We start from the raw sequence: 26,945 nt of genomic DNA, 5'->3' as shown, positions 1-26,945 counted from the left end.
ATGAAGCAATGTTTGTTAAGGGGGAAAGAATAATGACCAAGACAAAGTGCAGAGATCAATATTCCGGCAGCAACTGCCGGGAAGGAATTACGTTTTTTTTAACCACGCTTGCAATCGATTACAAGTAAATTTGACCGCCACAAAAAAATCGTTATGAATTATTATCTCCTGATGAAAACATCCGGCGCATAGCCGCATCTGGCAACATTCTCCTGAATAAAGGTGATTACCGCGTTGCTATCTCACTGATCCACCGATAAAAAATATCTGTGGAAATGACTTTCTATGTCTATAACGGAAACGGATATCCGATTTATCAATCTTTTAAAAACAATTTATGCGAGACAAATTCTACACTGGTATAATAGCATTATTACTGCTTTTATTCCGGCTGCCTGCCTTCGCTGACGGCGGCCTCCCGGTGGCCGACAAAGAAGTAAGAGGGCTGGTAACAGACAGCAGCGGCGTCCCCGTAATAGGCGTAACCGTAGCCGTAAAGAACAAGCCCGGCGTAGGCACGGCCACCGACGTAAACGGACGTTATATCCTTAAAGTGCCGGACAATGCAACACTGATATTTTCTATGATCGGGTTCACCTCACAGGAAATCCCCGTCAATGGCAGGGAAGTGATCAATGTAACTGTGCGGCCTTCTTTCAATCAGCTTGGAGAAACCGTAGTAGTTGCCTTTGGTAAACAGAAAAAAGCAGATGTAGTAGGTGCGGTAACCACCATTAACCCTGCGGAACTGAAGGTACCTGCCAGCAATCTGACCACCGCACTGGCTGGTCGTATTGCCGGCGTAATCGGCTACCAGCGCAGCGGTGAACCGGGACAGGACAATGCCGATTTTTTTATCCGCGGCGTAACTACCTTTGGTTATAAAAAAGATCCCCTAATCCTGATAGATGGTATAGAATTAACAGTAACAGACCTCGCCCGGCTGCAACCGGACGATATTGCCAGCTTCTCTATCATGAAGGATGCCACGGCTACTTCCCTGTATGGCAGCCGCGCTGCCAACGGCGTGATCCTCGTAACCACCAAAGAAGGAAAAGAAGGTAAGGCAACGATTACATTACGGGTGGAGAACTCCCTGGCCGCGCCTACCCGTAACGTAGCGCTGGCAGATCCTATTACATATATGCGGCTGAACAATGAAGCGGTGCTCACCAGGGATCCGTTAGGCCAGCTTCCTTATACCGATCAGAAAATTGATAACACCATTGCCGGGATCAATCCGGACATGTATCCCGCTACAGACTGGAGAGGATCGCTTTTTAAAAGTTATACCACCAACCAGCGCGCTAATCTGAATGTGAGCGGTGGCGGCACAGCAGCACGTTATTACGTGGCCGGATCGTTTAATAAAGATAACGGGATATTGAACGTAGATAAAAGGAATAACTTCAATAGCAACATCAATCTTAAAAACTACTCGCTGCGCTCTAACGTGAACGTGAATATTACCAAATCCACCGAAATGGTGGTACGGTTAAGCGGCTCCTTTGATGATTATACCGGTCCTATTGATGGCGGCGCAGATCTCTACAAAAAAGTAATGCGCACCAACCCGGTGTATTTCCCGGCCTATTACCCTGCGGACAATGATCACCAATATGTGCAGCATATTATGTTTGGTAATTATGATGACGGCAGCAACAGCTATTTACTGAATCCGTATGCAGATATGGTGAAAGGGTATAAAAACTATTCCCGGTCCATGATGGCGGCGCAGTTTGAAGTAAAACAGAACCTGGCAGCGCTTACAGAAGGTCTGAATTTCAGGACGATGGTGAATGTAACCCGCAATACCTATTTCGATATTACCCGTGCCTACACTCCTTTCTGGTACCAGGCAGGCTCTTATGATAAAATACAGAATACCTATAAACTGGAATTACTGAATGAAGAATCGGGTACCGAATATCTAAACTATGTGCCGGGCGCCAAAACCGTGAACTCCGGTTTTTATATGGAATCCGCGTTAAACTATAACCGCACTTTTCATAAAGACCATACAATAAGTGGTTTGTTTGTGTTTATGATACGTAATAACCTCACCGGTAACGGCGCGGATCTGCAGGCTTCACTCCCCTTCCGTAACGTAGGACTGGCAGGCCGCGGCACCTACTCTTACAAAGACAGGTATTATGTAGAATTAAACTTTGGATATAACGGGTCGGAACGTTTTCATGAATCGCACCGGTATGGCTTCTTCCCATCTGCGGGCGTGGCATGGAGTGTATCCAACGAAAAATTCTTTGAGCCTTACAAACATGCTATCTCTAATCTGCGGTTGAGGGCTACCTATGGTTTATCAGGTAACGATGCTATCGGGGATCCAAACGACCGCTTTATGTATCTCTCCAATGTAAACATGAATGACGCCGGGAAAAGTGCTGTCTTTGGCCGCGACAACGGTTACAGCCGGCCAGGCATTTCTTTGTCGAGGTACGCAGATCCCAACATCAGCTGGGAGCTGGCAAAGAAAGCCAACCTCGGTATTGAATTAGGCTTGTTTGGTAAAATGGATATCCAGGCAGATTTTTACCAGGAACAGCGCAGCAATATCCTGATGACAAGAACCGCAACACCTGCCACTATGGGGCTTTCTGCACAGCCCCGGGCCAATTTGGGCGCCGCGCAGGGCAAAGGCATTGATCTCTCTGCCGATTACAATCATTCCTTTAATCAACATTTCTGGGTGCAGGCGAGAGTGAATTTCACCTATGCTACCAGTAAATTTACCGTGTATGAAGAACCGTCTTATGACGGCGCTCCCTGGAAGTTACATGTCAATTATCCGCTCTCCCAACAATGGGGATATATAGCAGAACGGTTATTTGTAGATGACCTGGAAGCAGCCAAATCTCCCAAACAGAATTTCGGGGAATACGGTGGTGGCGACATCAAATACCATGATGTAAACGGCGACGGACAGATCACCCAGCTGGACCAGGTGCCACTGGGTTTTCCTACCACGCCGGAAATCACTTATGGATTTGGCTTTTCTGTAGGATACAAACGGTTTGACCTGTCTGCCTTCTTCCAGGGATTGGGCCGGGAATCTTTCTGGATCAATGCCCGGGCCACTGCGCCTTTTGTTACCTACTACTACGACAACGAAGTACTTTCCGGGAAGCCACAAAACCAGCTGCTGCAGGCGTATGCAGACAGTCACTGGTCGGAAGAAAACCGTAATCTTTATGCGTTATGGCCCAGGCTGAGCACCACTGCTATCGGCAATGAAAACAACTCGCAACAAAGCACCTGGTTTATGCGCAACGGCGCCTTTATACGGCTGAAGCAGGTAGAAATAGGCTATACGATCCGTCAGTGGGCGCATATGAAAAGTTTGCGTGTATACTTCAACGGTACTAACCTGCTTACCTGGAGCAAGTTTAAATTATGGGATGTGGAAATGGCGGGTAACGGTCTTGGCTACCCGGTACAACGAGTATTTAACGTAGGCGCACTGGCCTCTTTCTGACAACCCGCTTTTTTATTTTCTTAATTGTACGTCATGAAAAAAATATTTATACTGCTATTCGCGCTTGTTTTACCACCGCTATTCAGTGGATGTAAAAAGTTCCTGGATATTGTACCCGATAACGTAGCTACTATCGACTATGCTTTCCGGCTGCGGTCTACCGCCGAACGCTTTCTTTTTACCTGTTATTCCTATATGCCTGCATTGGGCAACTTTGACGGCAATCCCGCCAACGCTGCCGGAGATGAATACTGGTTGCCCGTTACCAATACTTCCAATGCCTGGCAGATTGGACGCGGCAACCAAAACGTGGTGAATTGCTACATGAATTACTGGCAAGGCAACGCGGGAGGAAAAGACTTGTTTGAAGGTATCCGTCAATGCAATATTTTCCTTGATAATATTGGCAGGGTGCCTGATATGGATACCGCCGAAAAGCAACGCTGGACAGCAGAAGCAAAATTCCTGAAAGCCTATTATCATTTCTGGCTGTTCCAGATGTACGGCCCCATCCCGCTGATCAAAGAAAATGTACCGGTAGGCGCCGATAAAGAGCAGGTGTATCCTCCCCGCGAACCGGTTGACTCCTGTGTAAACTACATCGTACAGGAACTGGATGATGCCGCAACCGCACTGCCGGATAAGATAGAAAACGAAGTATCGGAACTGGGGCGCATCACCAAGGCCATTGCATTAACCGTAAAAGCGCAGGTGCTGGTGCTGGCCGCAAGTCCGCTGTTTAACGGCAATACAGATCATGCCGGTTTTAAAGATCCGGACGGGCGGTTATTATTTGCAGCTTCCGCTAACCAGGAAAAATGGGTACGCGCCGCCGCCGCCTGTAAAGCCGCGCTCACCCTTTGTGAATCACAGGGTTACCGGTTGTATACCTTTAACCCGCAATTCTTCCAGTATAAAATATCAGACACCACACGCATAGAACTGAGCATCCGCAATGCCGTCTGTGAAAAATGGAATCCCGAAATCATCTGGGGTAATACCAACAGCCTGGCTGGCAGTATACAGGCCAGCGCCACTCCCCGCGGACTGGACCCTGCCAAAACAGCTAACGGTTCTACCATTGGCAACATTGCTCCTACCCTCAAAATAGCCGAGATGTTTTACAGCAACCACGGCGTACCCATCACAGAAGATAAAACATGGGATTACAACGGGCGCTTTAAACTTCGTACCGGCACGCACGCTTACCGGTATGACCTGCAGGAAGGCTACCAGACCGTAGCCCTGCATTTCGACCGGGAGCCACGTTTTTATGCAGACCTGGGATTTGATGGTGGCATCTGGTACGGACAAGGCTTGTTTAACGACAACGCCAACCTCTTTTTCGTGTCCTGCAAAAAAGGGCAACCTGCCAGCGCGCAGAACCAGTCGTCGTATTCCGTTACCGGCTACTGGCCCAAGAAGCTGGTGAACTTTAATAATGTAATTGGTGATGGCACCACTTACACTATACAAAGCTATCCCTGGCCAATTCTCCGCCTGGCTAACCTGTACCTGCTTTATGCAGAAGCAGAAAATGAGGCGAATGGCCCCGGTGCGGAAGTATACAGGTACGTGAACCTCGTACGCGAGCGCGCCGGCTTGCCCTCCGTAGAAAGTGCCTGGACCAATTACTCCCGTAACCCGGGTAAGTTTTCCAACAAAGACGGTATGCGGGAGATCATCCAACGGGAACGACTGATTGAACTGGCCTTTGAAGGGCAGCGGTACTGGGATCTGCGGAGATGGAAAAAAGCGGTGGATGAACTGAATAAACCCATCACCGGCTGGGACCTCGCGCAGGAAGACGCCGCCGCCTATTACCGGGAAAAAGTGATCTATAACCAAAGCTTTACGCCCAGAGATTATTTATGGCCTATCCCTGAATCAGAACTGCTGAGCAATAAAAAAATCAACCAGAACCCAGGCTGGTAAACAACTTAAAAAAGTATCCACATGAAGAAGTATATTATTTATGCAGGACTGATATCCCTTTGCTGTTGCAAAGAAGACACGATAAATCCGCTCAATAAAGATCAGGCGCCCGGACCAGTAACGGATGTAAAAGTAGAAAGCATTTCCGGCGGCGCCAGGATCAGCTACAGCCGGCCAAAGGACAATGGCCTCCTGTATGTAAAAGCAGTATACTCCATCCGCAACGGAGTAGAGCGGGAAGTAAAAGCTTCTTACTATCAGAACAATCTTACGATCGACGGATTTCCGGATACGCTGGAATATCCTGTAAAACTCTATGCGGTGAGTCGTGGTGAAAATAGCTCTGTGCCGGTTACCATCTCCGTAAAACCCCTTACTCCGCCCGTTAAGGAAGTATTCCAGCAACTAAAAATTGCGGCAACTTTCGGTGGTGTCAGGATCAATTTTGTGAATAAGGCAGAAGCAGATATCGTGATATGCGTGCTGGCCACCGATTCCACCAATGACCTGGTACCGGCGGAAACTTTCTATACCAAAAGGAAGGATGGCACTTTCGCCGCCAGGGGTTTTAATACCAGCAAAAGAAAGTTTGGCGCTTTTGTAAGAGACCGTTGGAATAATCATTCTGATACTTTGTATGCTGAACTGGCGCCTTTATTTGAGCAGAAGCTGGAGAAGACAAAATTCAAGGAAGTTGACCTTCCTACAGATACTTATTCCGGGCATATCAGCAGTAAAATCCCCTACCTCTGGGACGATAAGCTGGGTAATGCCGGTACTTCGATCTTCCATACCAAACCGGGTAGCGGACTACCGCAGTGGTTTACTATAGACATGGGCGTAACCGCCACGCTGAGCCGTTTTAAGCTGCATCACCGGGATGGCACCACCGACGGTCCCTATACCGGCGGCGATCCGAAGATCTATGAAATATGGGGCTCAAATAATCCTGGTACAGATGGCAGCTGGGATAACTGGATACTTCTCAACCGTTGTGAATCTATTAAGCCGTCCGGTGCGCCTGATGGTACCGTCACCACAGAAGATAAACAATTTGCCACTGTAGATGGAGAAGACTTTGATTTTCCGGCAGACATTCCTCCCATGAGATACCTCCGTTTCAAAACGATCAAAGTATGGGGCGTACTGGATCATATATACATGGCGGAACTTACCTTCTGGGGCAATGTGAAGTAATCATAAAAACAACTAATTATGAAAATATTCTTTTCTTACGGTATCCTGCTGCTGGTACTATTATCGGCCTGCAGCAAAATGGATGATACCTACAAACAATTTATTGCGCAGGGAGAAATTCCTTATGCAGGCGCCGTAGATTCCGTAAAAGTATTTCCCGGTAAAAACCGGCTGCAGCTCTCCTGGTTACTCACCGATCCACAGGTAACCAAAGCCATGATATACTGGAACAATAAAAGCGATTCCCTCGGCGTAGCGATCAAAAGAGTGAACGAAATAGATACGGTGAGAGTCGTACTGTCGCCCATGCCGGAAGGCGCGTACTCCTTCGATATTTACACCTTTGATGACAAAGGAAACAAATCTATCCGTGTGAGTACTACCGGCCAGGTGTACGGCGACCGGTACATCAGTTCATTGCTGCCCAGGCCCGTTAAGAGTGCGCTGTACGCCAACGGCAAAGTATCCATTACCTGGGGAAATGCAGATGCGCACGTTACCGGCACACAAATCAGGTACACCGATACCGGTGGTACAGAGCAGCGTGTAACCGTTCCCGTTGATTCTGTTACCACTACCCTTTCCGAGTTTGATTTTAATGCATCGGGGACATTCGACTATACCACCGAGTATATGCCTGACACCACCGCCATCGACCTTTTTTACACTGCTTATGAAACGGTAGCCGTGAAAGGTCCGCCGCTGGAATATAGCAAAAGCGGCTGGACGGCTACCGCCTCCGACTTTGACGAACCATCCGGACGCGGTCCGGCCAATGCCATCGACAACAATCCCTCCACTGTATGGCATATGTCCAAAGTAGCGGGACTTACCTATCCACGTACCATTACGGTGGATATGGGCGCCACCAACCTGGCATACGGTTTTACGTTTACCCAACGAACGCCGCTGGACGGCCCGTTGAAACTGGTTGAAATAGAAGTCAGCAATGACGGTACCACATGGGAACCACTGGGATCTTTTACGCTGGCATCGGTAGCAGGCAAGCAATATATAGAGCTGACGGATACGGTTTCGTTCCGGTATTTCAGGGTCATTGTACGGTCGGATTATAAGAACGGGAATTTCACGGCGCTGGCGGAAGTAGGGCTTTACAAGCGATAACAGTTTTGGATATTTTTTTAAAAAGAATATCTAAAATTTTGAAAAATAAAATAATTAACTACTTTTGCATCCCGTCTAAGCGGGGAAATCCCGGTAAAACGGGACGTAGCGCAGCCCGGTAGCGCGCTTGCATGGGGTGCAAGAGGTCGCTGGTTCGAATCCAGTCGTCCCGACTTGACGGGACAAAGTAGAAAAATCTACTTTTGTCCCGTTTTTATTTTGTCGTAACTTCTTGTTAATCAGATTGATGTATTGAATGAAATCGTTACGCCGGGCGGTTCGAACTTTGCTTTCCTCAAAAACGATTTTTTCAGGGTAAATTGAACCAACATCTTTTCTTATCTCGGATAAACATCCGTCTTTTAGCGCTTCCTTAATTTCAAAAACCCTTTTAACCCCTCGTTTTATAAGGATTTGAACATTATCAGCATCATTATTCATTCGTGTCAATTGTGACTCCAGCATTGATATTTTTGCACTGTACTGTGATTTCATATCACGGTAGTCATCGGCGTCTATTTGACGTGTTGCAAGAAGGTCCCTTGTGTGTGAAAGTCTATCTTCATAATCCTTTATTTGAAGCAGAATTTCTTTCTTTTCAAATTGAACTTCATTCGTCTTATTAAGGTACTCCTTGATGATCAATTCCTGATAGAATGCCATGTCACCAATTTCAGGAACAAAGCTCGCAAGATCTTTCAAAATAGCTTCGTTCACTATTTCTGCATTTGTTCTATGCTTACACGCACCAACACAATGATAATAGGAATAGTATTTTGTACGCCCTTTAGACTTGCTTCCTGTTAATAATTTTTCACATTCAGGACAGATCAGAAATCCGCGCATTGGAAACTCATCAAGGGTTTTGACTTTTGGACGGTAGTTTCTTCCTCGGCCATCAAGGATATCCTGCACCTCATAATATAATTCCTCCGATATAATGGCTTTATGTTGTCCTTTTACAAAGCGACTTTCTTCATCCTTGAATTGAGGGATGAAAATCTTACCACAGTAAAGAGGGTTTCGTATTACCTGCCAAAAAGCATTTTTGCTACATTTCAACCCTTTTTCTTTAGCCCGTTTCCATATCTGCTCCGTATTGAAGATACCCTTTGCTATTTCTTCAAAGGCCCATCGTAGTATCGACGCATCAGGTTCCAGTGGAGCAATATATTTTCTCCCGTTTTCCTCTGTCTTATTAATGTAAGCTACGGGTGCAAGACCCATATATCGCCCCTCTTTACGCGCCCTTCTCATGCCATAGAAAACATTCAAGGCACGCCTGTCGTTCTCCACTTCCGGGGCGGCAAGGTAAAATGCCAGCATCATTTTGTTTTCCGGTATGGAAAGATCTAATGGTTGCTCTATCGCCTGTGGTTCCACGCCAAATCCACGCAGCACGTTAATCATCTGATAAGCATCACCAGCATTACGACTGAACCGATCCCATTTAGTGAACAATATCAGATTAACATTGCTTTTTTTCTTTTTCAGACCCTGTATCAAACTTTTCCATTGTGGCCTGTTGAAAGACTTTGCAGAATGATCCTCGTATATAACGTTACGAATCATGATGGAATGGCTCTCACAATATTTGCGCAGCATCTCTTCCTGGTTTCTCTGGGAGTACCCCTTATCGGCTTGCTCGTCGGTACTTACCCGAATGTATAAATCAGCAATATTTACCATGATCTATAATTTAATTGCCCTTTATCGGTTGGTTAAATAACCTACCAAATAATTGTTCAGTTGTCAAATCTTGAAGTTTACTCCTGTCAGCGCAGAAACAAAAATCCACATCGTATAGCCCTTTGAAACGTTCTTGCTCTGTTGCAAACAACGCATAATTCCTTCCTATGCGAGATGAATCTACACTTATCAGAAGTTGGGCTCTTCCAAGATTGTTGCTTAGATAAACCTCCAATTCCTTCCAGCCTTTTCGATTGAAATTATTTCCGGATGAAACATCCCAAAAGACATTTACTAACTCAATATTGTTCTTCAAACAATACTCTTCAATAGTCGCCTTTTGTCGAATAAGCGAATCGAAATTTCCCATTTCGATTTTCGCAGCCCGCAAATAGGACACCGCTCGCTTTCTTATACTTCTCTCCATATCTTAGTGTCTTTGTTTGGCACTAATTTACGTTATTTGGCCGACAGAAATAGTTGTTTAGCTGTAATATTTGAAGGCAAGGATTACCCATAGTGGGTTTGAAAGCCAGGAAGGTTAATGAGAGCGTGTTTGGCCACAAAAAAAGCATCCCTTCCAGGATGCTCTAAATGATGAAAGCAGAAAGATAAAACTGTTGAGGTTCTTTTGGAAGATCCTGACCTTACACATTATCTAAGATGATAACTATAACTCAATGCTACGTTTACTTTTCCCACTGAAAAAACATTCCCATTAAAGGTTAGTTTATCAGGGTATATCATGTTTACGATGGCTCGTACATCTTCATTATTCCCTTCTCCTAATATCTTATCCAACCTCATGAGGTTCTCCAATCCCGATGAAAGAAGCCCTTCCAGACAAGGAAATTTTGCGTTAAGGCCATCGACTTTTATATTTAACTGCTCGATCGTGGAACTGTATTGAGCTTTAAAATCGTTGTAATCCGATGCCTCTATCTTATCCGTTGCAAGAAGGTCCCTAATGTGAGACATTCTTTTTTCATATTCATTTATCTGGCCCAAGACCTGTTTTTTTGAGACCTGAATATCATTTGTCATTTCATAATAAGTTTCGCACACTATCCTATGATAAATATCCAATATCTCCTTTTTGGGTACGTATCTTTTCAGCTCATCGTCGAAAGCCTTTGTTATTTTTTCAGAATTAATCCGGTGTGAACATCCTCGGTAACAATGGTAGTAAGTATAATGCCGACTTCTTCCTCTTGATTTACTTGCTGTAAGCAGCTTTCCGCATTCGGGGCATATAAGAAAGCCTTTCAGGGGAAATTCCCGCTGCGTCTCAATCTTTGGTCTGTATTTTCTACCACGACCGTCCAAAACGTCCTGCACACGATCAAACAATTCTTCTGTAATAATTGCCTCGTGCTGCCCCTCTACAAAATAACTTTCCTCATCCTTAAACCTGGGAATAAAAATCTTTCCACAGTACAACGGATTCCTGATCAATTGCCAAAAGGCATTTTTGCTGCATCTTAGACCTTTATCCTTAGCCTTTTTCCAAATCTGTGCTGTATTGAAAGCCCCTTTGCCTATATGTTCAAAAGCCCATAAAAGAATTGATGCGTCAGGTTGCTTTGGAGCGATGTATTTATTGCCTGTCTCATCAACTTTGTTCTTATAACCCACCGGAGCAAGTCCCATATAACGACCTTCCTTCTTTGCCCGTCTCATTCCGTAAAAAACATTGAGGGCACGGCGGTCATTTTCAACTTCAGGTGCGGCAAGATAGAATGCCAGCATCATTTTATTCTCCGGTATAGACAAATCTAAAGGCTGCTCAATAGCCTGCGGCTCAACGTTGAGGTCACGCAGCACATTTATCATTTGGTAGGCATCGCCGGCATTGCGGCTGAATCGGTCCCATTTTGTGAACAAGATCAAGTCTATCCGATTTCTGTGCTTTTTAAGTTGCTGAATTAATTTCTTCCACTCCGGCCTGTTGAAAGATTTTGCGGAATGATCTTCATAAATAATATTACGGATCTCGATAGAATGGTTGTCACAATATTTCCGCAACATTTCCTCCTGGTTTCTTTGCGAATAACCTTTGTCCGCCTGCTCATCGGTGCTTACGCGGATATATAGATCAGCGATAGGTTCCCTGTCCTTTTTCATCTCTCTAAATATTTTACGACCACAATCCTGGCCAGTTTCTTTAAAAACAACAACAGCTTTGCTGCATCCTCACTGCTCATTTCCTTAGCCTCTCCATTAAACATTTTAATGAGCTTTTCGGGTGTCATCTTGCTGTTTGAAAAACTGTTATTCATCTTATTCACTACTCTTGACAATTATGGAAAGTTTAAATTATCAAAGAGTTGTGGCGGGTTTTCAAATGTGGCAGCGAGTGGAAGCATTTGGCTATCCGGGACGCCTCATAGAGCTGTAAAATGCTGTTTGCTATAAAAAATATTATTACACATTAAATGTAACGACCGTTACATTACATTTGTATCATGATTAAGGTCAATGCCTGGTTGCTGTTAACGTACAAAGTACCGCCGGAACCATCAAAAAACAGGATCGCTTTATGGCGCAAATTGAAAGCACTCGGTGCTGTATATCTGCAAAACAGTATTTGTCTCCTACCTAAAACAACGGAACATATCAGGCAATTGAAGTTGATAGAAAACGATATTGCCAGGATTAAGGGCGAAAGTGTTCTGTTAGAAACTGTTGGCTTAGATAAGACTCAGGAACAAAAAGTTGTCAGCCGGTTTAAGGCAGACAGAGACGAAGAATACAAGGAATTTTTAGGGAAATGCGCCGACTTTGATGCCGAAATTAAAAAAGAAACTAAAGCCAAGCATTTCACCTACGCAGAACTTGAAGAAAACGATGTGGACTTAAAGAAACTGCAAACATGGTTTGACAAGATTAAGAAATTGGATTTCTATGGAGCGGCGCTTGCTGTAACAGCAGGCCATAAACTCATGGAATGCCAGGTTATATTGGATGAATATGCCCGGAAAGTATATAACGCGCATGAAGAAAATCAATAACATTGTCCTACCTCGCCAGTCCAATTTAAGAAGAAGGTCATGGCAGTTCATCTTACTATTTGGTATCATTAGTATGTTCGGTGACATTACTTACGAAGGCGGGCGAAGCATCGCATCACCGTACCTCGCTATTTTAGGAGCCGGTTCTGCAATGGTAGGTTTAGTAAGCGGCTTGGGGGAATTTATTGGTTATGCCTTTCGGCTGGTGTCGGGTTATATTGCTGGTAAAACAAAATCATATTGGACTATAACATTTGTCGGTTATGGACTATTGATATCAATTCCATTGCTTGCCATTACCAATAATTGGCAATTAGCAGCATTATTTGTAGTGCTGGAACGACTTGGAAAGGCTGTAAGATCTCCTGCTAAAGATACCATGCTTTCATTTGCAACATCCAATACCGGAAGAGGTTTCGGATTTGCGGTACATGAATTTATCGATCAGATAGGCGGGATTATAGGCCCGCTACTTTTTTCGATAGTCTTCTTTTTGCACGGAACATACAGAACGGGATTTACCCTGCTCTGGATACCAGCTATACTCACTATTATTTTTTTACTCATAGCACGAATAAAAGTACCCAAACCTGAATTATTGGAAGACGATCATACAGAAAAAGAAGAGCTATCGGCTCTGCCCCAAAAATTAAGTCCAAAATTTTGGCGTTATATGCTATTTTCTTTTTTAAGTGTCTTAGGCTTTGCCAATTTTCAACTTATTGCTTATCACCTGAAAGTAAATGCTGTCATAACTGACACACAGATTCCTTTGTTTTATGCTATTGCAATGGGAGTTGATGCAGTAGCTGCATTGATTATTGGTAAAATATATGATAAAACCGGACTGAAGGTTTTAGGTCTGCTTCCACTGATAACTATTCCGATTGCTTTTGCCGCATTTACACACTCCTTCAATTGGGTACTGGTCAGCGTTGTATTATGGGGTGTCGCAATGGCCATTCATGAAACCATTATGAGAGCTGCGATTGCCGATATAGTAACAGCAAAAAGAAGAGCATTTGCGTATGGCATCTTTTACACTGCTTATGGATTAGCCTGGTTCTTAGGAAGCACTTCAATAGGGTATTTATATCAAATAAGCATTCCCCTCATTTTATGGTTTGTTGCCTGCGTTCAGATTTTAGCCTTGTTGTCTTTCCTATTCCTTTACAAAGAATTGAAATAAATTTCACGATCAATTGCGGGACTTCTTCATTAAAACCAGGGAAAACAACATACGATTGTAACAACTACCCATCGTTCCATATTTCCCATTTTGAAGCGATAATACCTATCTATAAAAACGCTTCTTCATTTTCAAATATCTCCCCTCTGTTGTGTGGCTTTTACAGCCACAAACTTTTAAAAAAGGTTTAGAAAATTCAACGAATTGGTTGTGTTGTTTTGATACACTCCAGGCCGTTTCCTAATGCCTTTTTCACTGCTTCCACGGATTTTTTTTATTCAAGAGCCAGTATGCTGTTTTTGTTTCGTTTCAAGAGCAAAGGTATGACCGTGTTCTTAACGGGGGCAAAAGGTCATGCAAGTTTGGAAAAAAATCTCCACCCCTTGGGTAGTATTTTTTCCCAAAACCTTGTGCCCCCTAAACACTAACCTTTCCTGCTCGTGAAACGAAACATAGCATACTCCGGCTCTTTACACGAATAAAAAAAATGTCAGAAGTGAAAAAATACAGCATTGGAAACGGCAACAAAGTGAAACGAAACAGCACCTCCTCTCATTGCCGAATAAATCAAAAAAAATCAGACAAGAACAAATTCAATAACGCTAAAAATCAACAATCATGAACATCACAGGAAGACTGACAAGGGATGCGGAAGTACGCACAACGTCAAACGGCAAACAGGTAGTAAACTTTTCCGTAGCGGTAAACGACAGCTACAAGAACAAACAGGGCGAGCGAGTGGAGCAAACCGCCTTCTTCGACTGCTCATACTGGATAACCCCGAACGTGGTGAAGATGCTCACCAAAGGGCTACTGGTGGAACTCACAGGCAGGGTAAGTACAAGGGCGTGGGTAAGCAAGGACGGAGAACCGAGAGCAGGACTAAACTTCCATACCTCCAACATCAAACCGCTTGCAGGAGGTAGAAGAAGCGAAACGCCACAGGCTACTACGGAACTGAACACAGGCAATACACAGGAAGACGACCTACCATTTTAAACAGCAATCGATCATTTTTTTAACAATTCAAAATTTAAAACATCATGGCACATAATCTCAATTTCAACAGCAGAACAGGTAAATACAGTTTCTTCAGCGTTCAGGAAAAAGCATGGCACGGCTTGGGGCAGATCGTACAGGACTATCCCACAAGTGAAGAAGCAATCCGATATGCAGGGCTTGATTACGAAGTCATCAAAAGTCCGCTGTTCACCAAAGGCTCAAACATCATAGAAACTTCACAGGGTATCGAAGTAGGATACAGCGAACTGGACGTTCCCAACTACTTCGCCAACATCCGAAGCGACAACAATGCAGTATTAGGCGTTGTAGGCAAGGATTACCATATCGTGCAGAATCGCGAAGCGTTCAATTTCTTTGATGCCATTGTAGGCGGTGGGGACGGCATCCTGTATGAAACAGCAGGTGCATTGGGCAACGGTGAGCGCATATTTATTACGGCAAAACTGCCCGACTATATACGAGTTGGCAACGGTGATGATATTACAGAAAAATACATCTTCCTGACAACCTCCCACGATGGAAGCGGAAGTATTACGGCAGCGTTTACGCCCATCCGTATCGTTTGCCAAAATACCCTTAACGCTTCGCTTCGCAACATGAGCAACGTGGTACGTATTAAGCATACATCAGGCGCTAAACAACGCTTGGAGAATGCGCACAAGGTTATGGGACTGGCAAACACCCTCAGCAACCAATTACAGGACATTTTCAACAACTGGACAAAAGTAAGGGTAACGGATAGCGAAGTAAAGAAACTGATACAGCTTGCACTTTGCCCCAACAAGGAAACCCTTGACCTGCTCAAAAAAGGTGCAGAGGAAGAAGTTTCCACTGTGTTCAAAAATACCGTTGATGATGCCTTTGCCTATGCAATGATAAGCGATACACAGCAGATGGAAACCACCAAAGGCACTTTGTTCGGAGCGTACAATGCCGTGACAGGCTACTATCAGAACGTAAGGAATTACAAAGACAGCGAAGCCAAATTACAGAGCATTGTATTGGGCGGTACTGCACAGTTAAAGACCCAAAAAGCCTTTGAACTGTGTACCTCATTCGAGAAAATCGGGGCAGACGCTTTTGAACTCAATTAAGTAACCACAGGCGACCGCCTGCAAAGGTGGTCGCCCTTAAAAAAATTACAGGAATGATACTCGAAACCTTTATAGCAACCGTAAAACACGACAATGGCAAAATTCGATTTAGGGTTGTATCACTAAACGGAGAGCAAGGAGTAATCGAACAGATAACGGCAGCAGAAGGATGCCCCCCAAGCGCTATTGTTAAAATAAAAAAAGTTGATAACGATATAAAAAGTGAGATATGAAAGCAAAATCAATAGACGAAGCGAAAAGTTACGCAAAAGCACAAAGCCTGAATAAAGATAACAAAGATGTGGCTATATATATCATTCATTGTAACCGAACAGAATCTTTCTACGTAGATACCGATAGTTTAATACGACTGTGGGAGCAGCTAATCGGCTACTATATCAATGGGGTTTTTACTTCTGAATAATTACACTCCTAATATTAAAAATTCAAAGAAAATGAAAACGATTAGTATAAAGCTATACACCTTTTCCGAACTGGAAAAGGAAGCACAGGACAAAGCAACGGAGCATTTTAGATTCTTTAACACCGATCATAACTGGTGGGAAAGCGAATGCGAGGATTTTATAACTATCTGCTCATTAATTGGCATCCGTATAAACCTGAAAGAGATTTATTTCAGAGGATTTTATTCGCAGGGAGACGGGAGTTGTTTCATTTCAAATATTGATGTATCAGCATTCATTAAAGGTATAGCGGAACAGGCTTGGAAAAGTTATGCCCCCACACTGGAGCTGAACATACAGCCATGTACCATTGACAGGCGTGTAATAAAACTTATCGAAAACAGGACAATAGAAATGCCAATGTGGACAGACAAACCCCACATGGGTTATTATGTAGCGTATTACTCTGAAAGTTATTTACATAAGGATAGCGGCAGGCAACACGCTTTAATTGAGGCTGAAATCGAAAAACTGGACGTGTGGGTATTGCGGACTTTAGAGCAGTTAAACAACTATCTATACAAGTGCCTTGAATGTACTTATGATTATTTGATAAGCGATGAAGCCATACAAGAAACCATAGAAGCGAACGAGTATCATTTTACGCCAAACGGAGTGCATACTGACTGGCTTTGTAATTATGCCGAATAAAAAATCAGCAACAATGAAACTATCTATAACAGATTTAAATGGCCACCCGATTGAGGTCACAGACCTTGACAAAGCGATCAGGATAACAGCCGAATACAAGGCATACAGGCACGAGGACAAAAGTTTTTCTGATTTCGACAACAGGCAATGCGCCTACTGGACAGATATACACGAGAAACTCATGTCATTAAAAAAACAATTAATGAATAATAAAAACTTAAAGAAATGAACGCAAACTTTTTCAAGCAGATAACACAAATGAACATTACAGGTGATTTGCATCTGGTTATTTCAAAGGGTGCAGATAATACCCTTATTGTTACCACACAATTAAACAATGAGCATTGCGGAGACGATGCAAAGCACACCATAGTTCCACTCAATTTAAAGGGAACGGCAGAAGAACTGGACGAGGGATATTTTGAGCGGATAACCGCACCTATTGAAAAGGCTTCGGGATTAATGGTGAACATGGAAGCCTTTTTAAAGCAATTGGAGGAAGCGCAAAAGCAATCTGCTATGGAGAAGGAAAAAGCAGACAAAGAGCGCAGGGAAAAGGAAGCAAGGGACAAGAAGTACAAAGAAGCAATGACAAAAGCGGATGAACTGGAAAAAGAGGGCAAACACCGTGAAGCATGGATGAAAGTACCCGACCCAACCGAATACCCCGAAAACGCCGAGGCAATACGCAAACGTAAATCGCAATTGTCCGACAAGTTCGCATCACCGAGCCTATTCGGGCAAGCAGAGTAAAACAAATTGTTCAACGCCAAAAATCAGCAATCATGTTATTAGCAACACAGTTAGAACGCATATTCCTGTTTGAAGACAAAGGGCAGGAAATCAGGTTGACAGACCCCGAACCCCAATGGAGCGTACAGGCAGTATTGAATTTCTATTCCAATACCTACCCGATACTCACCACTGCAAAAATATCCGCACCTGCTATCAGGGAAGATACGGTGCAGTACCGTTTTGAGAGCGTAATGGGAACAAAAGGTTAATCTAAAAAATAGTAAAACGATGACTTATGCAACAACATATCATATCGGGTACGATATGCCTACCCAAAGAGCCAAAGCAAAAACGGTTGCACCGCCAGTTGAGCGAGTTCGCAAACTGGATGATCCGTCCAAAGTATGCAGCAGAGATACAAAAGGACAAGCGACAGTCCGTACCAATAACCATGTTGCCAATGGTTTTCTAAAATGTTCCTTCCTGCCAAAGCTGAAAGAAACGGAAACCGTACAGGCTTGTGGGAAATCTGCAAAAACGGAGAGGGATTTTTATAAGTCCCTTTCCCAACTTGCCGAGCATTACGCCATACAGCCCATGCAAACGCAGTCTTATGGCTATCCGTACAATATCGCATTGGCATTATGGGACACGCAGGAACGGTTGGGAAGAAACGTAAGGGATTGGGAAGAAATTAAACTCCTACAGGATAGCAGGAAAACATATTTGACGAGCGAGGAACGATACAATACAGGTGCTACATTGTTCTATATTCCCGTAGTGCCTTTGTACCGAATGCTCAAAAACCCAAAAAGGAAATATACCGCACAGCTTTTGTTATCGGTATGTACTTACCTGTACCACATAGCGGACATACCGTATTACAGGCAGGAAAACAGCTTCCTGTACTGGCAGTACGAGATGTTGAAGGAATGGGTAGTAAGTGATGAATATACGGACGAAACGAGCATCTACCTAAGTGAGTTAGAACAGGCTGAATGGATTGGAGACCGCATGGAACAGAAAATTTTCCACCTTGCCAACCTTACATTTTTCGGGCAACGTCTTGCAAGGCTTAAAACCGCAGATGCCTTAGACCTCGATTGCCTGAAACTTGCCCAGGAAGCGTTTGAACTATATCAACGATACCCTAATGAAAAAGTATTTCGCAATGCCCGACCCAATGGCGAAGCCGAAGAAGACGACATGGAAAACGTCATTCCAATGGATAAGTACGTTTCATTTTGTGCCGATGGAAAAGGCTGGTTAAACGAAAACCTCGAACAATGTGTAAATACGGATTTACAGGAATACGGGCAAATGGAGGAACCTATTATTATTAAGCGCTTTGACGGAAACGACATAGCGGGCAACAATCTCGATTTTGAAAACCGCTTGTTCATCTTAATGGAGGAACTGGCATACCTACTAAGCAACATTTAAAAAAAGAAACGATGAACGATATAACAGGAAACTTCGGAACGCTGTACCACCCCAAAACTGCTTTGGTATTCTATCAAACGAAAGGAACCAACACAGATACTTATGTGGAATACTTCGACATGGACAGCAATGGTACACCCATCAATGCCCATCCATTGACGGTAAGGGAAGCAAACCAACTGGCAAAAGCATTGAAGACGGCAAAGGAAGAAAAAGAACCCTGCCTGAAAGTTAACGGCATTTTGGGTAACCACATTTTACACCTTGACCCGCAGAAAGGCATGGCGATATGGTTTACCAAAACCATGAAAAGGGAACTATACTTTACCGAAAAGTTGGGCATTCCCAAAGGAACCGCCCATGTACCGCCGATGCTGTGGGTGGCAGGCAGAAACAGCCTGTATGTTTTTGCATTGGCATCCAACCGCAGACCCACCACACGTACAACGCTTTATAATGCGCCATTTTTTAACGTGTACGAGGAAGGAAATGTATGTATGGGGACGGTGGATGTGCGTATTAAGAAAACCGCATCACTGGAGGAATTTATCACCGCGTGGGAAGGCTACTTTTTTAATTCCTATTTCAGCCATCTGATGCAGGACTACAATCCGATTAACGGCAATTGTGTAAGCCTTTGGGAGCATCTTATCGCAACTGGAGATGTATTTCCCAAAGAGGTACTGAAAAAGAGTAACATAACCTTAAACGATTTTTTACAATGAATACAGATAAAATAAAAGTCCATTTTACGGACAGCGATTTAATAGACGCCACCAATCCTGTAACGGTAAACCTGATCGGTGCAGGTGGTACAGGCTCGAAAGTTCTTACAGGCTTGTTGGAAATGAATCATAGCCTTATAGCTTTGGGACATGCAGGTTTGCACGTTCGGTTATGGGACGATGATATTGTAACGGAAGCAAATTTGGGACGACAGCGTTTTTCGGAATGTGAAAAAGGACTGTATAAATCGGTAGCCCTGATAAATAGGGCAAACCGTTGCGAGGGTACAAACTGGAAAGCAGAAAATCGAAAATTTGAAAGAGACAGTTTAGGTAGGTTGCCCGAACATGCAGAGGCGAATATTTTTATTACCTGCGTTGATAGCGTAGCAGCAAGATTTGAAATAGCCGATATATTGAAAAAAATGAACAGCGGCAGGTATTATACAAACCGTCCAAGCTATTGGCTTGACTTTGGTAATACCCTTTATACTGGACAGGTCATACTATCCACTATCAGGGAGATACGGCAACCCAAGTCCGAGCGATATGAAACAGCAGCCGTCATGCCTTTTGTTACCGAAGAATTTGGCGACCTATTGAAGCAAGCCGAAGAGCAGGACGACACGCCAAGCTGTTCGTTGGCGGAAGCATTGGAAAAGCAGGATTTGTACATAAACGGCTCGCTTGCTCAAATGGGATGTTCCTTGTTATGGAACCTGTTCCGTAAAGGTCTAACACCATACAGGGGATTTTTTCATAATATCGGGGAGTTCCGCACACAGCCCATTCCCATAGCCTGACCCGCCCCCGATGGCTATCGGGGCGGGCAAAAAGACACTCCCTGCCGACGGGCGGGGCAGTCTTTTTGCTGTAAAGCGGAGCAACCCCTTTGGTAAAATGTCCCCGATGCACAATATCTCTTTGAGCATTTTACAAAAACAGGTTGCGCTCATGTTTGTGGGATATTCGTTATCCCTTTCTTTATTCTGGCAGACTTCTTTTCTTTCCATATAAGCGACCAAAGAAAAGATTCTGTGTTATTATCCAAATCTTTTTATAAATAACTTGCAGAAGTTTAAACTTTAATAATAGTATTAAAAAAAGCTAACTACAGATAATTATATTGAGTAATTTAGTAATAAAAATAATTTGAAAAAATCCGTAACCATAAAAAGTAAAATTGAATCTGCAGAGCTTATAAAAGTTTCACCTTTCAGAAAGGAAATTCGCAAGACCATACCACATAAGCACAACAGCTATTTTGAAATTATATATCTGTCACAGGGAAGTGGTACACATACTATTGATTATACAGAATTCCCTATAATACCACCAACAGTATTTTTTGTCCGAAAAGAACAGGTACATCATTGGGATATTGATTCAGTACCTGAAGGTTATGTATTGCTTCTAAAAAAAGGATTTGTTGATAAATCGCTGGATAGTGAGCTGAAAAGAATTTTGTCTCAGGTAAGTGCATTGAGCTGCCTTCGTCTGGAGCATAATAATGCCATATCTAAATTATTTCAGTTACTTATTGATGAGAAAGATTTCAGTGTGATAGAAGGAGTATTAAAGGCATTACTGGCAAAAATCATCAGTATTCCTGCATCTTTTCCAGTCAATAAGCATAAAACCAACAATACTATCTTATTATTTAGGGAGCTCCTCAATCAGACAGATGATTTAAAAAATAATGTTGCTCACTATGCCGGGCAATTGAACACGACGCCCCAAAATTTAAATGCTATCTGTAGAAAAGAGCTCAATCAGCCAGCGGCAGATGTTATAGCAGAATACATGATTAGTGAGTCAAAAAGATTATTACTGTATACCGATAATACTGTTTCAGAAGTGGCGTATACTTTAAACTTTAATGACACTTCTCACTTTATAAAATATTTCAAGCGCCATACAGGTTCTACACCGCAGGTATTTCGCAGTCTTTAAGAGCTACCATATTATTTTCAAATATACCGTCATTATACAATTCATTGTATGAAGTTTGTAAGACAAACTAAAAATAGGATATCATGAGGTATTTTTTAATTCTGCTATCGTTAACGCTCTTTGCTGCCTGTAACCAAAAAACAGAAACAGTACAAGGCAAATGGATAAAAGGTACCGAACAGGAGAAACTGGAAATCATAGAAAATCAGTTTAGAGGCTTTGATAACACAATGGTAGAAACTGGCTATCGCTACCAGGAATTGTTTTGGGCGGGACAGGATGAAAATTGGGAATATGCGGATTATCAATTAGAGAAAATACAAAAAGCAATCGAAAACGGATTGGAGCGAAGACCTAAACGTACGAAATCGGCAAAACATTTTCTGGATGTAACTCTTCCAGAAATGGGAAAAGCTCTTGCAAAAAGAGACACCGCTGTGTTCAACAAGAATTTTAAAGTGCTTACCAATAGCTGCGTAAGTTGTCACGCAATGGAAAGAGTTCCATTTTTTACTGTAAAAACTCCAACAGAAAGACAATCACCAATAAGAAGATAATGATAGAGTCTATAAAACAATTAGATATAGATATCCTGCTTTGGCTAAATGGCAACCATAGTAAGTTTTGGGATAATGTAATGTGGTTTGCCAGTGAAAAATACACATGGCTCCCTTTTTATGGATTTCTGTTATTACTGTTGATATGGAAATATCGAAAAGATGCGATTTTTATGATATTGCTGATAGTTTTACTAATTACTATAAGTGATCAGGTAGCTTCAGGAATATTCAAACCAATATTTGAAAGATTACGACCGAGCCACAACCCTGATTTAATAAATAAGCTTCACATTGTTAATAATTACAGAGGTGGAAAGTTTGGTTTCATATCATCCCATGCAGCCAATGTGTTTTCGTTGGCATTCTACCTGACGCTGGTAGCTAGGGACAAATTGAAATGGCTGCCTTTTGTTCTTATCCCTTGGGCAGTATTTGTCAGTCTAAGCAGGGTTTATCTTGGAGTGCATTATCCAGCTGATATTGTTGTTCCTGCCGTTCTGAGTATTCCTATTGCTTTGCTTGTGGCCCGAATTTACAATTTGTATAATCCAATTATAATAAAAAAATTCGCTTAATATGCTCAAAAGAATCATTAATACCGACAACTCAAAAACCACAATTATAGTCCGCTTAATTGTTGGTGCCGTTTTCTTTTCCGAAGGAGTTCAAAAATTTTTATTTCCAGCCATTCGTGGTGCTGGCCGCTTTGAAAAAATCGGTTTTCCATCACCTGATTTTTTGGGAAGTTTTGTTGGTTTTTTCGAAATCCTATGTGGAGTTTTACTTTTAGTGGGTCTGCTGACTCGTTTAGCCAGTATTCCGTTAATCATAATAATGCTTGTCGCTTTCGCAACTACCAAAGCTGAAGTATTGGCAAATGAGGGCTTCTGGGAGCTTCTTCATGGAAGCCGTACTGATTGGGCAATGCTTCTAGGAAGTATATTTCTCTTAGTTAAAGGAGGAGGTAATTGGTCTCTTGATAAAATCTTAATGAGGAATGGGGCGTGATATTCGTATAAAAGAAATTGCCCAACTCTTTCTCAAACTGGGACTCATAGGTTTTGGAGGCCCTGCAGCACATATTGCAATGATGCAGCAGGAAGTTGTTGCCAAAAGAAAATGGATGAGCGAACAGCATTTCTTAGATTTATTGGGAGCTACCAATCTTATTCCCGGTCCCAATAGTACTGAAATGGCGATACACATTGGCTACGACAAAGGGGGCTGGAAAGGACTGCTGGTTGCAGGTATGTGCTTTATTTTTCCAGCGGTTTTCATTACTGGTATTTTTGCATGGCTGTACAAACAATACGGACAGTTGCCCGAAATACAGCCGTTTATTTACGGTATCAAACCAGCCATTATAGCCATCATTATCGGGGCAATTTTTCCATTAGCCAAAAAATCGATTAAGTCAATTTTATTAGCATTTATAGGTATCGCTGTATTGGTCTTGTCTTTATTCGGAATCGGGGAAATGTATTTAATGTTTGGTGCAGGACTGTTTGCATTGGGTTTGTTTTATATTCAAGATCAAAAAAATATTACGTTGCAAAGTTTTGTTCCCGTCCTTTTTTTTCAAATTGCAAACAATCAATTACTTTCAGAAACAAACACCAGATTATTTTGGATGTTTTTAAAAATTGGTGCTATTCTCTACGGAAGCGGTTATGTGTTATTCGCATTTTTAGATACGGAATTGGTAGCAAACGGCTTACTTACCCGACAGCAATTGATGGATGCTATTGCAGTTGGCCAATTTACACCAGGTCCTGTTTTTTCATCAGTTACATTTATAGGTTATCAAATCAATGGATTATCAGGGGCTGTTATCTCAACGATTGCTATTTTTCTTCCATCGTTTGTATTGGTAGCATTGCTTAACCCTCTGATGAAAAAAATGAGAAATTCTAAGGGGTTGTCAGCTTCCCTGGATGCTGTAAATATAGCATCTGTTGCCATTATTATTGCTGTTTGTTTTACAATGGGTAAAGAAACCATAACCGATTGGAAGACAATCAGCATAGCACTGATTAGTGCAATTATCGTTTTTAAATTCAAAATAATCAACAGTGCATTCATTGTCTTGGGCGGAGCACTGCTTGGCTATCTCTTATATCAATTTTAATCTTATAACGATGTATTGAATACCTTGCTTTCATAGGTATAAAAAGGCAATAGTATCTATTGGTAATAGCAAATAAACTAATACCCTCTTAAAGAATTTATGTGGATAGATAACTTAACTATAAGTAACTCAACTCTCCATTACATAGCTATTGCTGCGGACGGCAAAATTTGATATGCATATTCCGAGTTATAATAAGAATTGTTTTTCCAGAGGATAAAAGTCAATTCTAATATTTTTCTTTGGATGGCAACGATAGCTTTCATTTTAATGCCATGCCTTGAAACCAATCTTAAAAAGATATCTCTGAACCTTTCATCGGTTCTAATCGCAGCCAGTGCTGGAAAGTGCATGACTTTCCTTAAATTCCGATTACCCCGCTTGGATATACGGGGTTTGGATTTTACGGAGGTACCAGATGTCTTTTCTCTTACATCTAATCCAGCATAACTAACCAGTTGCCTTTTATTCTTTATGAGTTCGAAACCGTTGGTTTCAGCGATAATGGTCACGGCAGTCAAATTTCCAACTCCAGGTATAGAAGATATTATTTTCATCTTTTCTGCTAATACCTCATCTCCTTTGATGAGTTTAGCAATTTCTTCCCGTATCTCCTTTTCCTGCGTATCAATCAAGGCTATTCTTTTGTTTGTTCTTTTAACTGACTTTTCACTTGATGTTGCAGAAGTACGTTCAGCATGCAACTGATTTTTTAACATGGTACGTTCCTGTACCAACTGCTCACGTTCCCGACAAAGCTGCCTCAAATCATTGAATATTTTTAGAGGAGGCTGCCAAACTTCCAATTGCCTTTCCAAGCCAAATCTAGCAATTGCTTGTGAAGCACTCTTGTCAGTAATCGTTCTTATATCAAGTGTTCTCACATAATTACTAATCTTGTTTGGTAAAACGATGCTGACTTGTTTTTGAACACTGCATAGATAATAGGCTAAAGATTCATGGTAAACCCCTGTTGCTTCCATTACATAACGTACTTCCGTAGTGGTTAATGTTTGGTTATTAACCCACAATACAAGACTCGAAAACCCTTTTTTAGTATTGGGAAATACTTTGTAAGCATAAACTTCAATACTGATCTGCTCGTCCATCCGACCAAGTGACACAACTAATTCCTTTTGTGCAACATCAATTCCGACTGTTTGTTTTAATAATATCTTCATATTAATTGGTTTAGGTAAGTGATAACCTTTTCTCATCTTTTCTCCTGAGTGGATATACTGGCTATACGACCTCAAATAGGAGTGTATTCCTTACATTCTGTTCAGATTCTAAAAGGTAAAAGAAGAGGAGGCAGTCTCTTTTCTTGAATATACCGTTAGGCTATTTAAAGCAAAATCTGCTCTCGCCCTTCTTCACTTAAATTATATTATACAAACATAGGAGAAGCAAAAGAACGCCGCTGTTGTTGCCGACCGACCAAGACTACTTTCTTTCGTGAGATGGCGAAAAAGAAAGTAGCAAAGAAACCTATGATTGTAATCGAGGTTTAAAATATTCCTTTGCTACTTCGCATATACCAGCACTGAAATAACGTCCCCCATCGCAGATAACACGGATTGCCTTTGCCAGTTCCTGGGGATCTGCGCCTTTCAGGATATATCCATCGGCCCCATTGCGAAGCATTTGCACCACATCATTCTCATCATCGTTTACGCTGAACGCCAAGAATTTCAGTAATGGATATTTTGCCCGTAGTGATTTGACCGTCTCAAATCCATCCATAACCGGCATATTGACATCAACAATACACAGATCGGGGAGCATTTCACAGGCTTCCATTTTTATCAATGCCAACTGGCCGTTTTCGGCTTCAAACACAGTTTCAAGACCATGATCTTTGAGAAACTGGCAGATACTCTCCCTGAGTAGATCGTGGTCATCTATAATAGCTATTTTTATTATTTTTTGTTCGCTCATAGTTTTCCATTTTTATTTGAGTTAAGACATCTCTTCATTTTTAGCAGCATCATTGAGTAAATCGGTCGTTCTTATATCCCTCACGCTATGAGAGATTAACCAGTCGTAAAATCGCCCGACATCATCGGGCGTAAACCGGATCAATTCTCCATTTTTGAGGGAGATGATAAAAAGGTCAATACACACTGTAAAAGCAGATAGCTCAGCGGCGGGAATGTTCAGGGCGGGATAGTTTTTGCTGCCAGTGTCCATATTCTTGTTTTTTGGGTTTAGTGGAGCACTGTACAAAAAAAAGCGCAGGCAACCACACTTACCGATACTGGGGCACTGGTATGCCTGTCTCCGAATAAGCGAGCGCCCACGCCATAGCATGAGCGTTCTTACTTATTGTCTCGGAGATATAAAAATTACCAGTTTTCAGTATCGAGACTTAAAGCAAAAACACTTTAAGATTTTCAATATATTTCTGCAAAGATACCAAACTCCTCTTTATTTTTAAAATGATGCATCTTTGGAGTGCACAGAATTGCCTCGATGTGTAAAAAAGCAGCATTCAGATGCGCCACTTTTTACATTTACAGTTCTATAAGCA

General features: G+C 42.4%; 27 protein-coding genes, 1 tRNA gene and 1 pseudogene. 23 read left to right on the top strand and 6 right to left on the bottom strand.

Going from position 1 to position 26,945, the window contains the following annotated elements; translation table 11 throughout:
* Positions 1–337 precede the first annotated feature (337 nt).
* The 5 genes from ACMXI2_RS09905 to ACMXI2_RS09885 all read left to right on the top strand — a co-directional run bounded on the left by ACMXI2_RS09905 (position 338) and on the right by ACMXI2_RS09885 (position 7,923).
* A complete protein-coding gene (locus ACMXI2_RS09905; RefSeq protein WP_483781436.1) occupies positions 338–3,493 on the top strand; it encodes a SusC/RagA family TonB-linked outer membrane protein in 3,156 nt (1,051 codons plus the stop codon).
* A 33-nt stretch (positions 3,494–3,526) separates the two neighbouring features.
* Positions 3,527–5,428, top strand: a complete 1,902-nt coding sequence (locus tag ACMXI2_RS09900; RefSeq protein ID WP_483781435.1) for a RagB/SusD family nutrient uptake outer membrane protein — start codon at positions 3,527–3,529, stop codon at positions 5,426–5,428.
* 21 nt (positions 5,429–5,449) lie between these two features.
* Positions 5,450–6,625, top strand: a complete 1,176-nt coding sequence (locus ACMXI2_RS09895) for a DUF5000 domain-containing lipoprotein (protein WP_483781434.1) — start codon at positions 5,450–5,452, stop codon at positions 6,623–6,625.
* An 18-nt stretch (positions 6,626–6,643) separates the two neighbouring features.
* Entirely contained in the window at positions 6,644–7,750 is a 1,107-nt protein-coding gene (locus ACMXI2_RS09890) for a DUF4998 domain-containing protein (protein WP_483781433.1), read from the top strand.
* A 99-nt stretch (positions 7,751–7,849) separates the two neighbouring features.
* Positions 7,850–7,923 (top strand) — tRNA-Pro (locus ACMXI2_RS09885).
* Positions 7,924–8,653: 730 nt separating this feature from the next.
* Here the strand turns inward: ACMXI2_RS09885 and ACMXI2_RS09880 are convergent.
* The 3 genes and pseudogenes from ACMXI2_RS09880 to ACMXI2_RS09870 all read right to left on the bottom strand — a co-directional run.
* A pseudogene (locus tag ACMXI2_RS09880) lies at positions 8,654–9,439 on the bottom strand (recombinase family protein); the annotation flags it as partial.
* 10 nt (positions 9,440–9,449) lie between these two features.
* The gene (locus ACMXI2_RS09875; protein ID WP_289034498.1) at positions 9,450–9,866 is read right to left on the bottom strand and encodes a recombinase family protein; all 417 of its coding nucleotides are present in this window, start codon (positions 9,864–9,866) and stop codon (positions 9,450–9,452) included.
* A gap of 227 nt (positions 9,867–10,093) precedes the next feature.
* A complete protein-coding gene (locus tag ACMXI2_RS09870; protein ID WP_289034496.1) occupies positions 10,094–11,563 on the bottom strand; it encodes a recombinase family protein in 1,470 nt (489 codons plus the stop codon).
* Positions 11,564–11,904: 341 nt separating this feature from the next.
* Between ACMXI2_RS09870 and ACMXI2_RS09865 the strand changes: the two genes are divergently transcribed.
* The 18 genes from ACMXI2_RS09865 (at position 11,905) to chrA (ending at position 24,415) form a co-directional block, all read left to right on the top strand.
* Positions 11,905–12,450 (top strand): Chromate resistance protein ChrB, encoded by a 546-nt coding sequence (locus ACMXI2_RS09865; protein ID WP_289034492.1) that lies wholly within the window; start codon positions 11,905–11,907, stop codon positions 12,448–12,450.
* On the top strand, positions 12,434–13,639 hold the full coding sequence (locus tag ACMXI2_RS09860; RefSeq protein ID WP_298938978.1) for an MFS transporter: 1,206 nt from the start codon (positions 12,434–12,436) through the stop codon (positions 13,637–13,639). The genes ACMXI2_RS09865 and ACMXI2_RS09860 overlap by 17 nt, the downstream gene beginning before the upstream one ends.
* A 618-nt stretch (positions 13,640–14,257) precedes the next feature.
* Positions 14,258–14,638 carry a single-stranded DNA-binding protein gene (locus tag ACMXI2_RS09855; protein ID WP_298938979.1) on the top strand — a complete coding sequence of 127 codons (381 nt, stop codon included), beginning with the start codon at positions 14,258–14,260 and terminating at the stop codon, positions 14,636–14,638.
* Between the two features lie 44 nt (positions 14,639–14,682).
* Complete coding sequence (locus ACMXI2_RS09850) at positions 14,683–15,756, top strand: DUF932 domain-containing protein (protein WP_298938980.1); 1,074 nt, start codon at positions 14,683–14,685, stop codon at positions 15,754–15,756.
* Positions 15,757–15,809: 53 nt separating this feature from the next.
* On the top strand, positions 15,810–15,989 hold the full coding sequence (locus tag ACMXI2_RS09845) for a hypothetical protein (RefSeq protein WP_298938981.1): 180 nt from the start codon (positions 15,810–15,812) through the stop codon (positions 15,987–15,989).
* Positions 15,986–16,180, top strand: a complete 195-nt coding sequence (locus ACMXI2_RS09840) for a hypothetical protein (RefSeq protein WP_298938982.1) — start codon at positions 15,986–15,988, stop codon at positions 16,178–16,180. The genes ACMXI2_RS09845 and ACMXI2_RS09840 overlap by 4 nt, the downstream gene beginning before the upstream one ends.
* Before the next feature lie 31 nt (positions 16,181–16,211).
* Positions 16,212–16,871, top strand: coding sequence for a hypothetical protein (locus tag ACMXI2_RS09835; RefSeq protein WP_298938983.1), 660 nt, complete (start codon positions 16,212–16,214; stop codon positions 16,869–16,871).
* A gap of 13 nt (positions 16,872–16,884) precedes the next feature.
* On the top strand, positions 16,885–17,100 hold the full coding sequence (locus tag ACMXI2_RS09830) for a hypothetical protein (RefSeq protein WP_298938984.1): 216 nt from the start codon (positions 16,885–16,887) through the stop codon (positions 17,098–17,100).
* Positions 17,097–17,624, top strand: a complete 528-nt coding sequence (locus ACMXI2_RS09825) for a PRTRC system protein E (RefSeq protein WP_298938985.1) — start codon at positions 17,097–17,099, stop codon at positions 17,622–17,624. Before ACMXI2_RS09830 ends, ACMXI2_RS09825 begins: the two co-directional genes overlap by 4 nt.
* Positions 17,625–17,656: 32 nt before the next feature.
* Positions 17,657–17,875, top strand: a complete 219-nt coding sequence (locus ACMXI2_RS09820; RefSeq protein WP_326991489.1) for a PRTRC system protein C — start codon at positions 17,657–17,659, stop codon at positions 17,873–17,875.
* 19 nt (positions 17,876–17,894) lie between these two features.
* The gene (locus tag ACMXI2_RS09815; RefSeq protein WP_298938987.1) at positions 17,895–19,049 is read left to right on the top strand and encodes a hypothetical protein; all 1,155 of its coding nucleotides are present in this window, start codon (positions 17,895–17,897) and stop codon (positions 19,047–19,049) included.
* A gap of 11 nt (positions 19,050–19,060) precedes the next feature.
* Positions 19,061–19,774, top strand: coding sequence for a PRTRC system protein B (locus tag ACMXI2_RS09810; protein WP_298938988.1), 714 nt, complete (start codon positions 19,061–19,063; stop codon positions 19,772–19,774).
* Positions 19,771–20,577 carry a PRTRC system ThiF family protein gene (locus ACMXI2_RS09805; RefSeq protein WP_298938989.1) on the top strand — a complete coding sequence of 269 codons (807 nt, stop codon included), beginning with the start codon at positions 19,771–19,773 and terminating at the stop codon, positions 20,575–20,577. Before ACMXI2_RS09810 ends, ACMXI2_RS09805 begins: the two co-directional genes overlap by 4 nt.
* A gap of 349 nt (positions 20,578–20,926) precedes the next feature.
* Entirely contained in the window at positions 20,927–21,727 is an 801-nt protein-coding gene (locus ACMXI2_RS09800) for a helix-turn-helix domain-containing protein (protein WP_160374912.1), read from the top strand.
* A gap of 83 nt (positions 21,728–21,810) precedes the next feature.
* A complete protein-coding gene (locus ACMXI2_RS09795) occupies positions 21,811–22,284 on the top strand; it encodes a hypothetical protein (RefSeq protein WP_160374913.1) in 474 nt (157 codons plus the stop codon).
* Complete coding sequence (locus ACMXI2_RS09790) at positions 22,284–22,862, top strand: phosphatase PAP2 family protein (protein ID WP_230407926.1); 579 nt, start codon at positions 22,284–22,286, stop codon at positions 22,860–22,862. Before ACMXI2_RS09795 ends, ACMXI2_RS09790 begins: the two co-directional genes overlap by 1 nt.
* A gap of 1 nt (position 22,863) precedes the next feature.
* On the top strand, positions 22,864–23,295 hold the full coding sequence (locus ACMXI2_RS09785; RefSeq protein ID WP_160374914.1) for a DoxX family protein: 432 nt from the start codon (positions 22,864–22,866) through the stop codon (positions 23,293–23,295).
* Positions 23,285–24,415, top strand: a complete 1,131-nt coding sequence (gene chrA / locus ACMXI2_RS09780; protein ID WP_160374915.1) for a chromate efflux transporter — start codon at positions 23,285–23,287, stop codon at positions 24,413–24,415. The genes ACMXI2_RS09785 and chrA overlap by 11 nt, the downstream gene beginning before the upstream one ends.
* A gap of 140 nt (positions 24,416–24,555) precedes the next feature.
* Here chrA and ACMXI2_RS09775 read toward each other — a convergent pair whose 3' ends face one another.
* The 3 genes from ACMXI2_RS09775 to ACMXI2_RS09765 all read right to left on the bottom strand — a co-directional run bounded on the left by ACMXI2_RS09775 (position 24,556) and on the right by ACMXI2_RS09765 (position 26,605).
* Positions 24,556–25,596, bottom strand: coding sequence for an IS110 family RNA-guided transposase (locus ACMXI2_RS09775; RefSeq protein ID WP_160374916.1), 1,041 nt, complete (start codon positions 25,594–25,596; stop codon positions 24,556–24,558).
* A gap of 307 nt (positions 25,597–25,903) precedes the next feature.
* Complete coding sequence (locus ACMXI2_RS09770) at positions 25,904–26,353, bottom strand: response regulator (protein ID WP_298938990.1); 450 nt, start codon at positions 26,351–26,353, stop codon at positions 25,904–25,906.
* Positions 26,354–26,374: 21 nt separating this feature from the next.
* Positions 26,375–26,605, bottom strand: a complete 231-nt coding sequence (locus ACMXI2_RS09765) for a hypothetical protein (protein WP_326991490.1) — start codon at positions 26,603–26,605, stop codon at positions 26,375–26,377.
* Positions 26,606–26,945 lie beyond the last annotated feature (340 nt).

Source organism: Chitinophaga sp. G7 BAM 1005 (assembly GCF_057126945.1).
This window is presented reverse-complemented; position numbering and strand designations above follow the sequence as displayed.

Bases quoted from the DNA above. Each gene is read 5' to 3' on its own strand.
- ACMXI2_RS09905 (WP_483781436.1), top strand. From the start codon at position 338: ATGCGAGACAAATTCTACACTGGTATAATAGCATTATTACTGCTTTTA.
- ACMXI2_RS09900 (WP_483781435.1), top strand. From the start codon at position 3,527: ATGAAAAAAATATTTATACTGCTATTCGCGCTTGTTTTACCACCGCTA.
- ACMXI2_RS09895 (WP_483781434.1), top strand. From the start codon at position 5,450: ATGAAGAAGTATATTATTTATGCAGGACTGATATCCCTTTGCTGTTGC.
- ACMXI2_RS09890 (WP_483781433.1), top strand. From the start codon at position 6,644: ATGAAAATATTCTTTTCTTACGGTATCCTGCTGCTGGTACTATTATCG.
- ACMXI2_RS09875 (WP_289034498.1), bottom strand. From the start codon at position 9,866: ATGGAGAGAAGTATAAGAAAGCGAGCGGTGTCCTATTTGCGGGCTGCG.
- ACMXI2_RS09870 (WP_289034496.1), bottom strand. From the start codon at position 11,563: ATGAAAAAGGACAGGGAACCTATCGCTGATCTATATATCCGCGTAAGC.
- ACMXI2_RS09865 (WP_289034492.1), top strand. From the start codon at position 11,905: ATGATTAAGGTCAATGCCTGGTTGCTGTTAACGTACAAAGTACCGCCG.
- ACMXI2_RS09860 (WP_298938978.1), top strand. From the start codon at position 12,434: ATGAAGAAAATCAATAACATTGTCCTACCTCGCCAGTCCAATTTAAGA.
- ACMXI2_RS09855 (WP_298938979.1), top strand. From the start codon at position 14,258: ATGAACATCACAGGAAGACTGACAAGGGATGCGGAAGTACGCACAACG.
- ACMXI2_RS09850 (WP_298938980.1), top strand. From the start codon at position 14,683: ATGGCACATAATCTCAATTTCAACAGCAGAACAGGTAAATACAGTTTC.
- ACMXI2_RS09845 (WP_298938981.1), top strand. From the start codon at position 15,810: ATGATACTCGAAACCTTTATAGCAACCGTAAAACACGACAATGGCAAA.
- ACMXI2_RS09840 (WP_298938982.1), top strand. From the start codon at position 15,986: ATGAAAGCAAAATCAATAGACGAAGCGAAAAGTTACGCAAAAGCACAA.
- ACMXI2_RS09835 (WP_298938983.1), top strand. From the start codon at position 16,212: ATGAAAACGATTAGTATAAAGCTATACACCTTTTCCGAACTGGAAAAG.
- ACMXI2_RS09830 (WP_298938984.1), top strand. From the start codon at position 16,885: ATGAAACTATCTATAACAGATTTAAATGGCCACCCGATTGAGGTCACA.
- ACMXI2_RS09825 (WP_298938985.1), top strand. From the start codon at position 17,097: ATGAACGCAAACTTTTTCAAGCAGATAACACAAATGAACATTACAGGT.
- ACMXI2_RS09820 (WP_326991489.1), top strand. From the start codon at position 17,657: ATGTTATTAGCAACACAGTTAGAACGCATATTCCTGTTTGAAGACAAA.
- ACMXI2_RS09815 (WP_298938987.1), top strand. From the start codon at position 17,895: ATGACTTATGCAACAACATATCATATCGGGTACGATATGCCTACCCAA.
- ACMXI2_RS09810 (WP_298938988.1), top strand. From the start codon at position 19,061: ATGAACGATATAACAGGAAACTTCGGAACGCTGTACCACCCCAAAACT.
- ACMXI2_RS09805 (WP_298938989.1), top strand. From the start codon at position 19,771: ATGAATACAGATAAAATAAAAGTCCATTTTACGGACAGCGATTTAATA.
- ACMXI2_RS09795 (WP_160374913.1), top strand. From the start codon at position 21,811: ATGAGGTATTTTTTAATTCTGCTATCGTTAACGCTCTTTGCTGCCTGT.
- ACMXI2_RS09790 (WP_230407926.1), top strand. From the start codon at position 22,284: ATGATAGAGTCTATAAAACAATTAGATATAGATATCCTGCTTTGGCTA.
- ACMXI2_RS09785 (WP_160374914.1), top strand. From the start codon at position 22,864: ATGCTCAAAAGAATCATTAATACCGACAACTCAAAAACCACAATTATA.
- chrA (WP_160374915.1), top strand. From the start codon at position 23,285: ATGGGGCGTGATATTCGTATAAAAGAAATTGCCCAACTCTTTCTCAAA.
- ACMXI2_RS09775 (WP_160374916.1), bottom strand. From the start codon at position 25,596: ATGAAGATATTATTAAAACAAACAGTCGGAATTGATGTTGCACAAAAG.
- ACMXI2_RS09770 (WP_298938990.1), bottom strand. From the start codon at position 26,353: ATGAGCGAACAAAAAATAATAAAAATAGCTATTATAGATGACCACGAT.
- ACMXI2_RS09765 (WP_326991490.1), bottom strand. From the start codon at position 26,605: ATGGACACTGGCAGCAAAAACTATCCCGCCCTGAACATTCCCGCCGCT.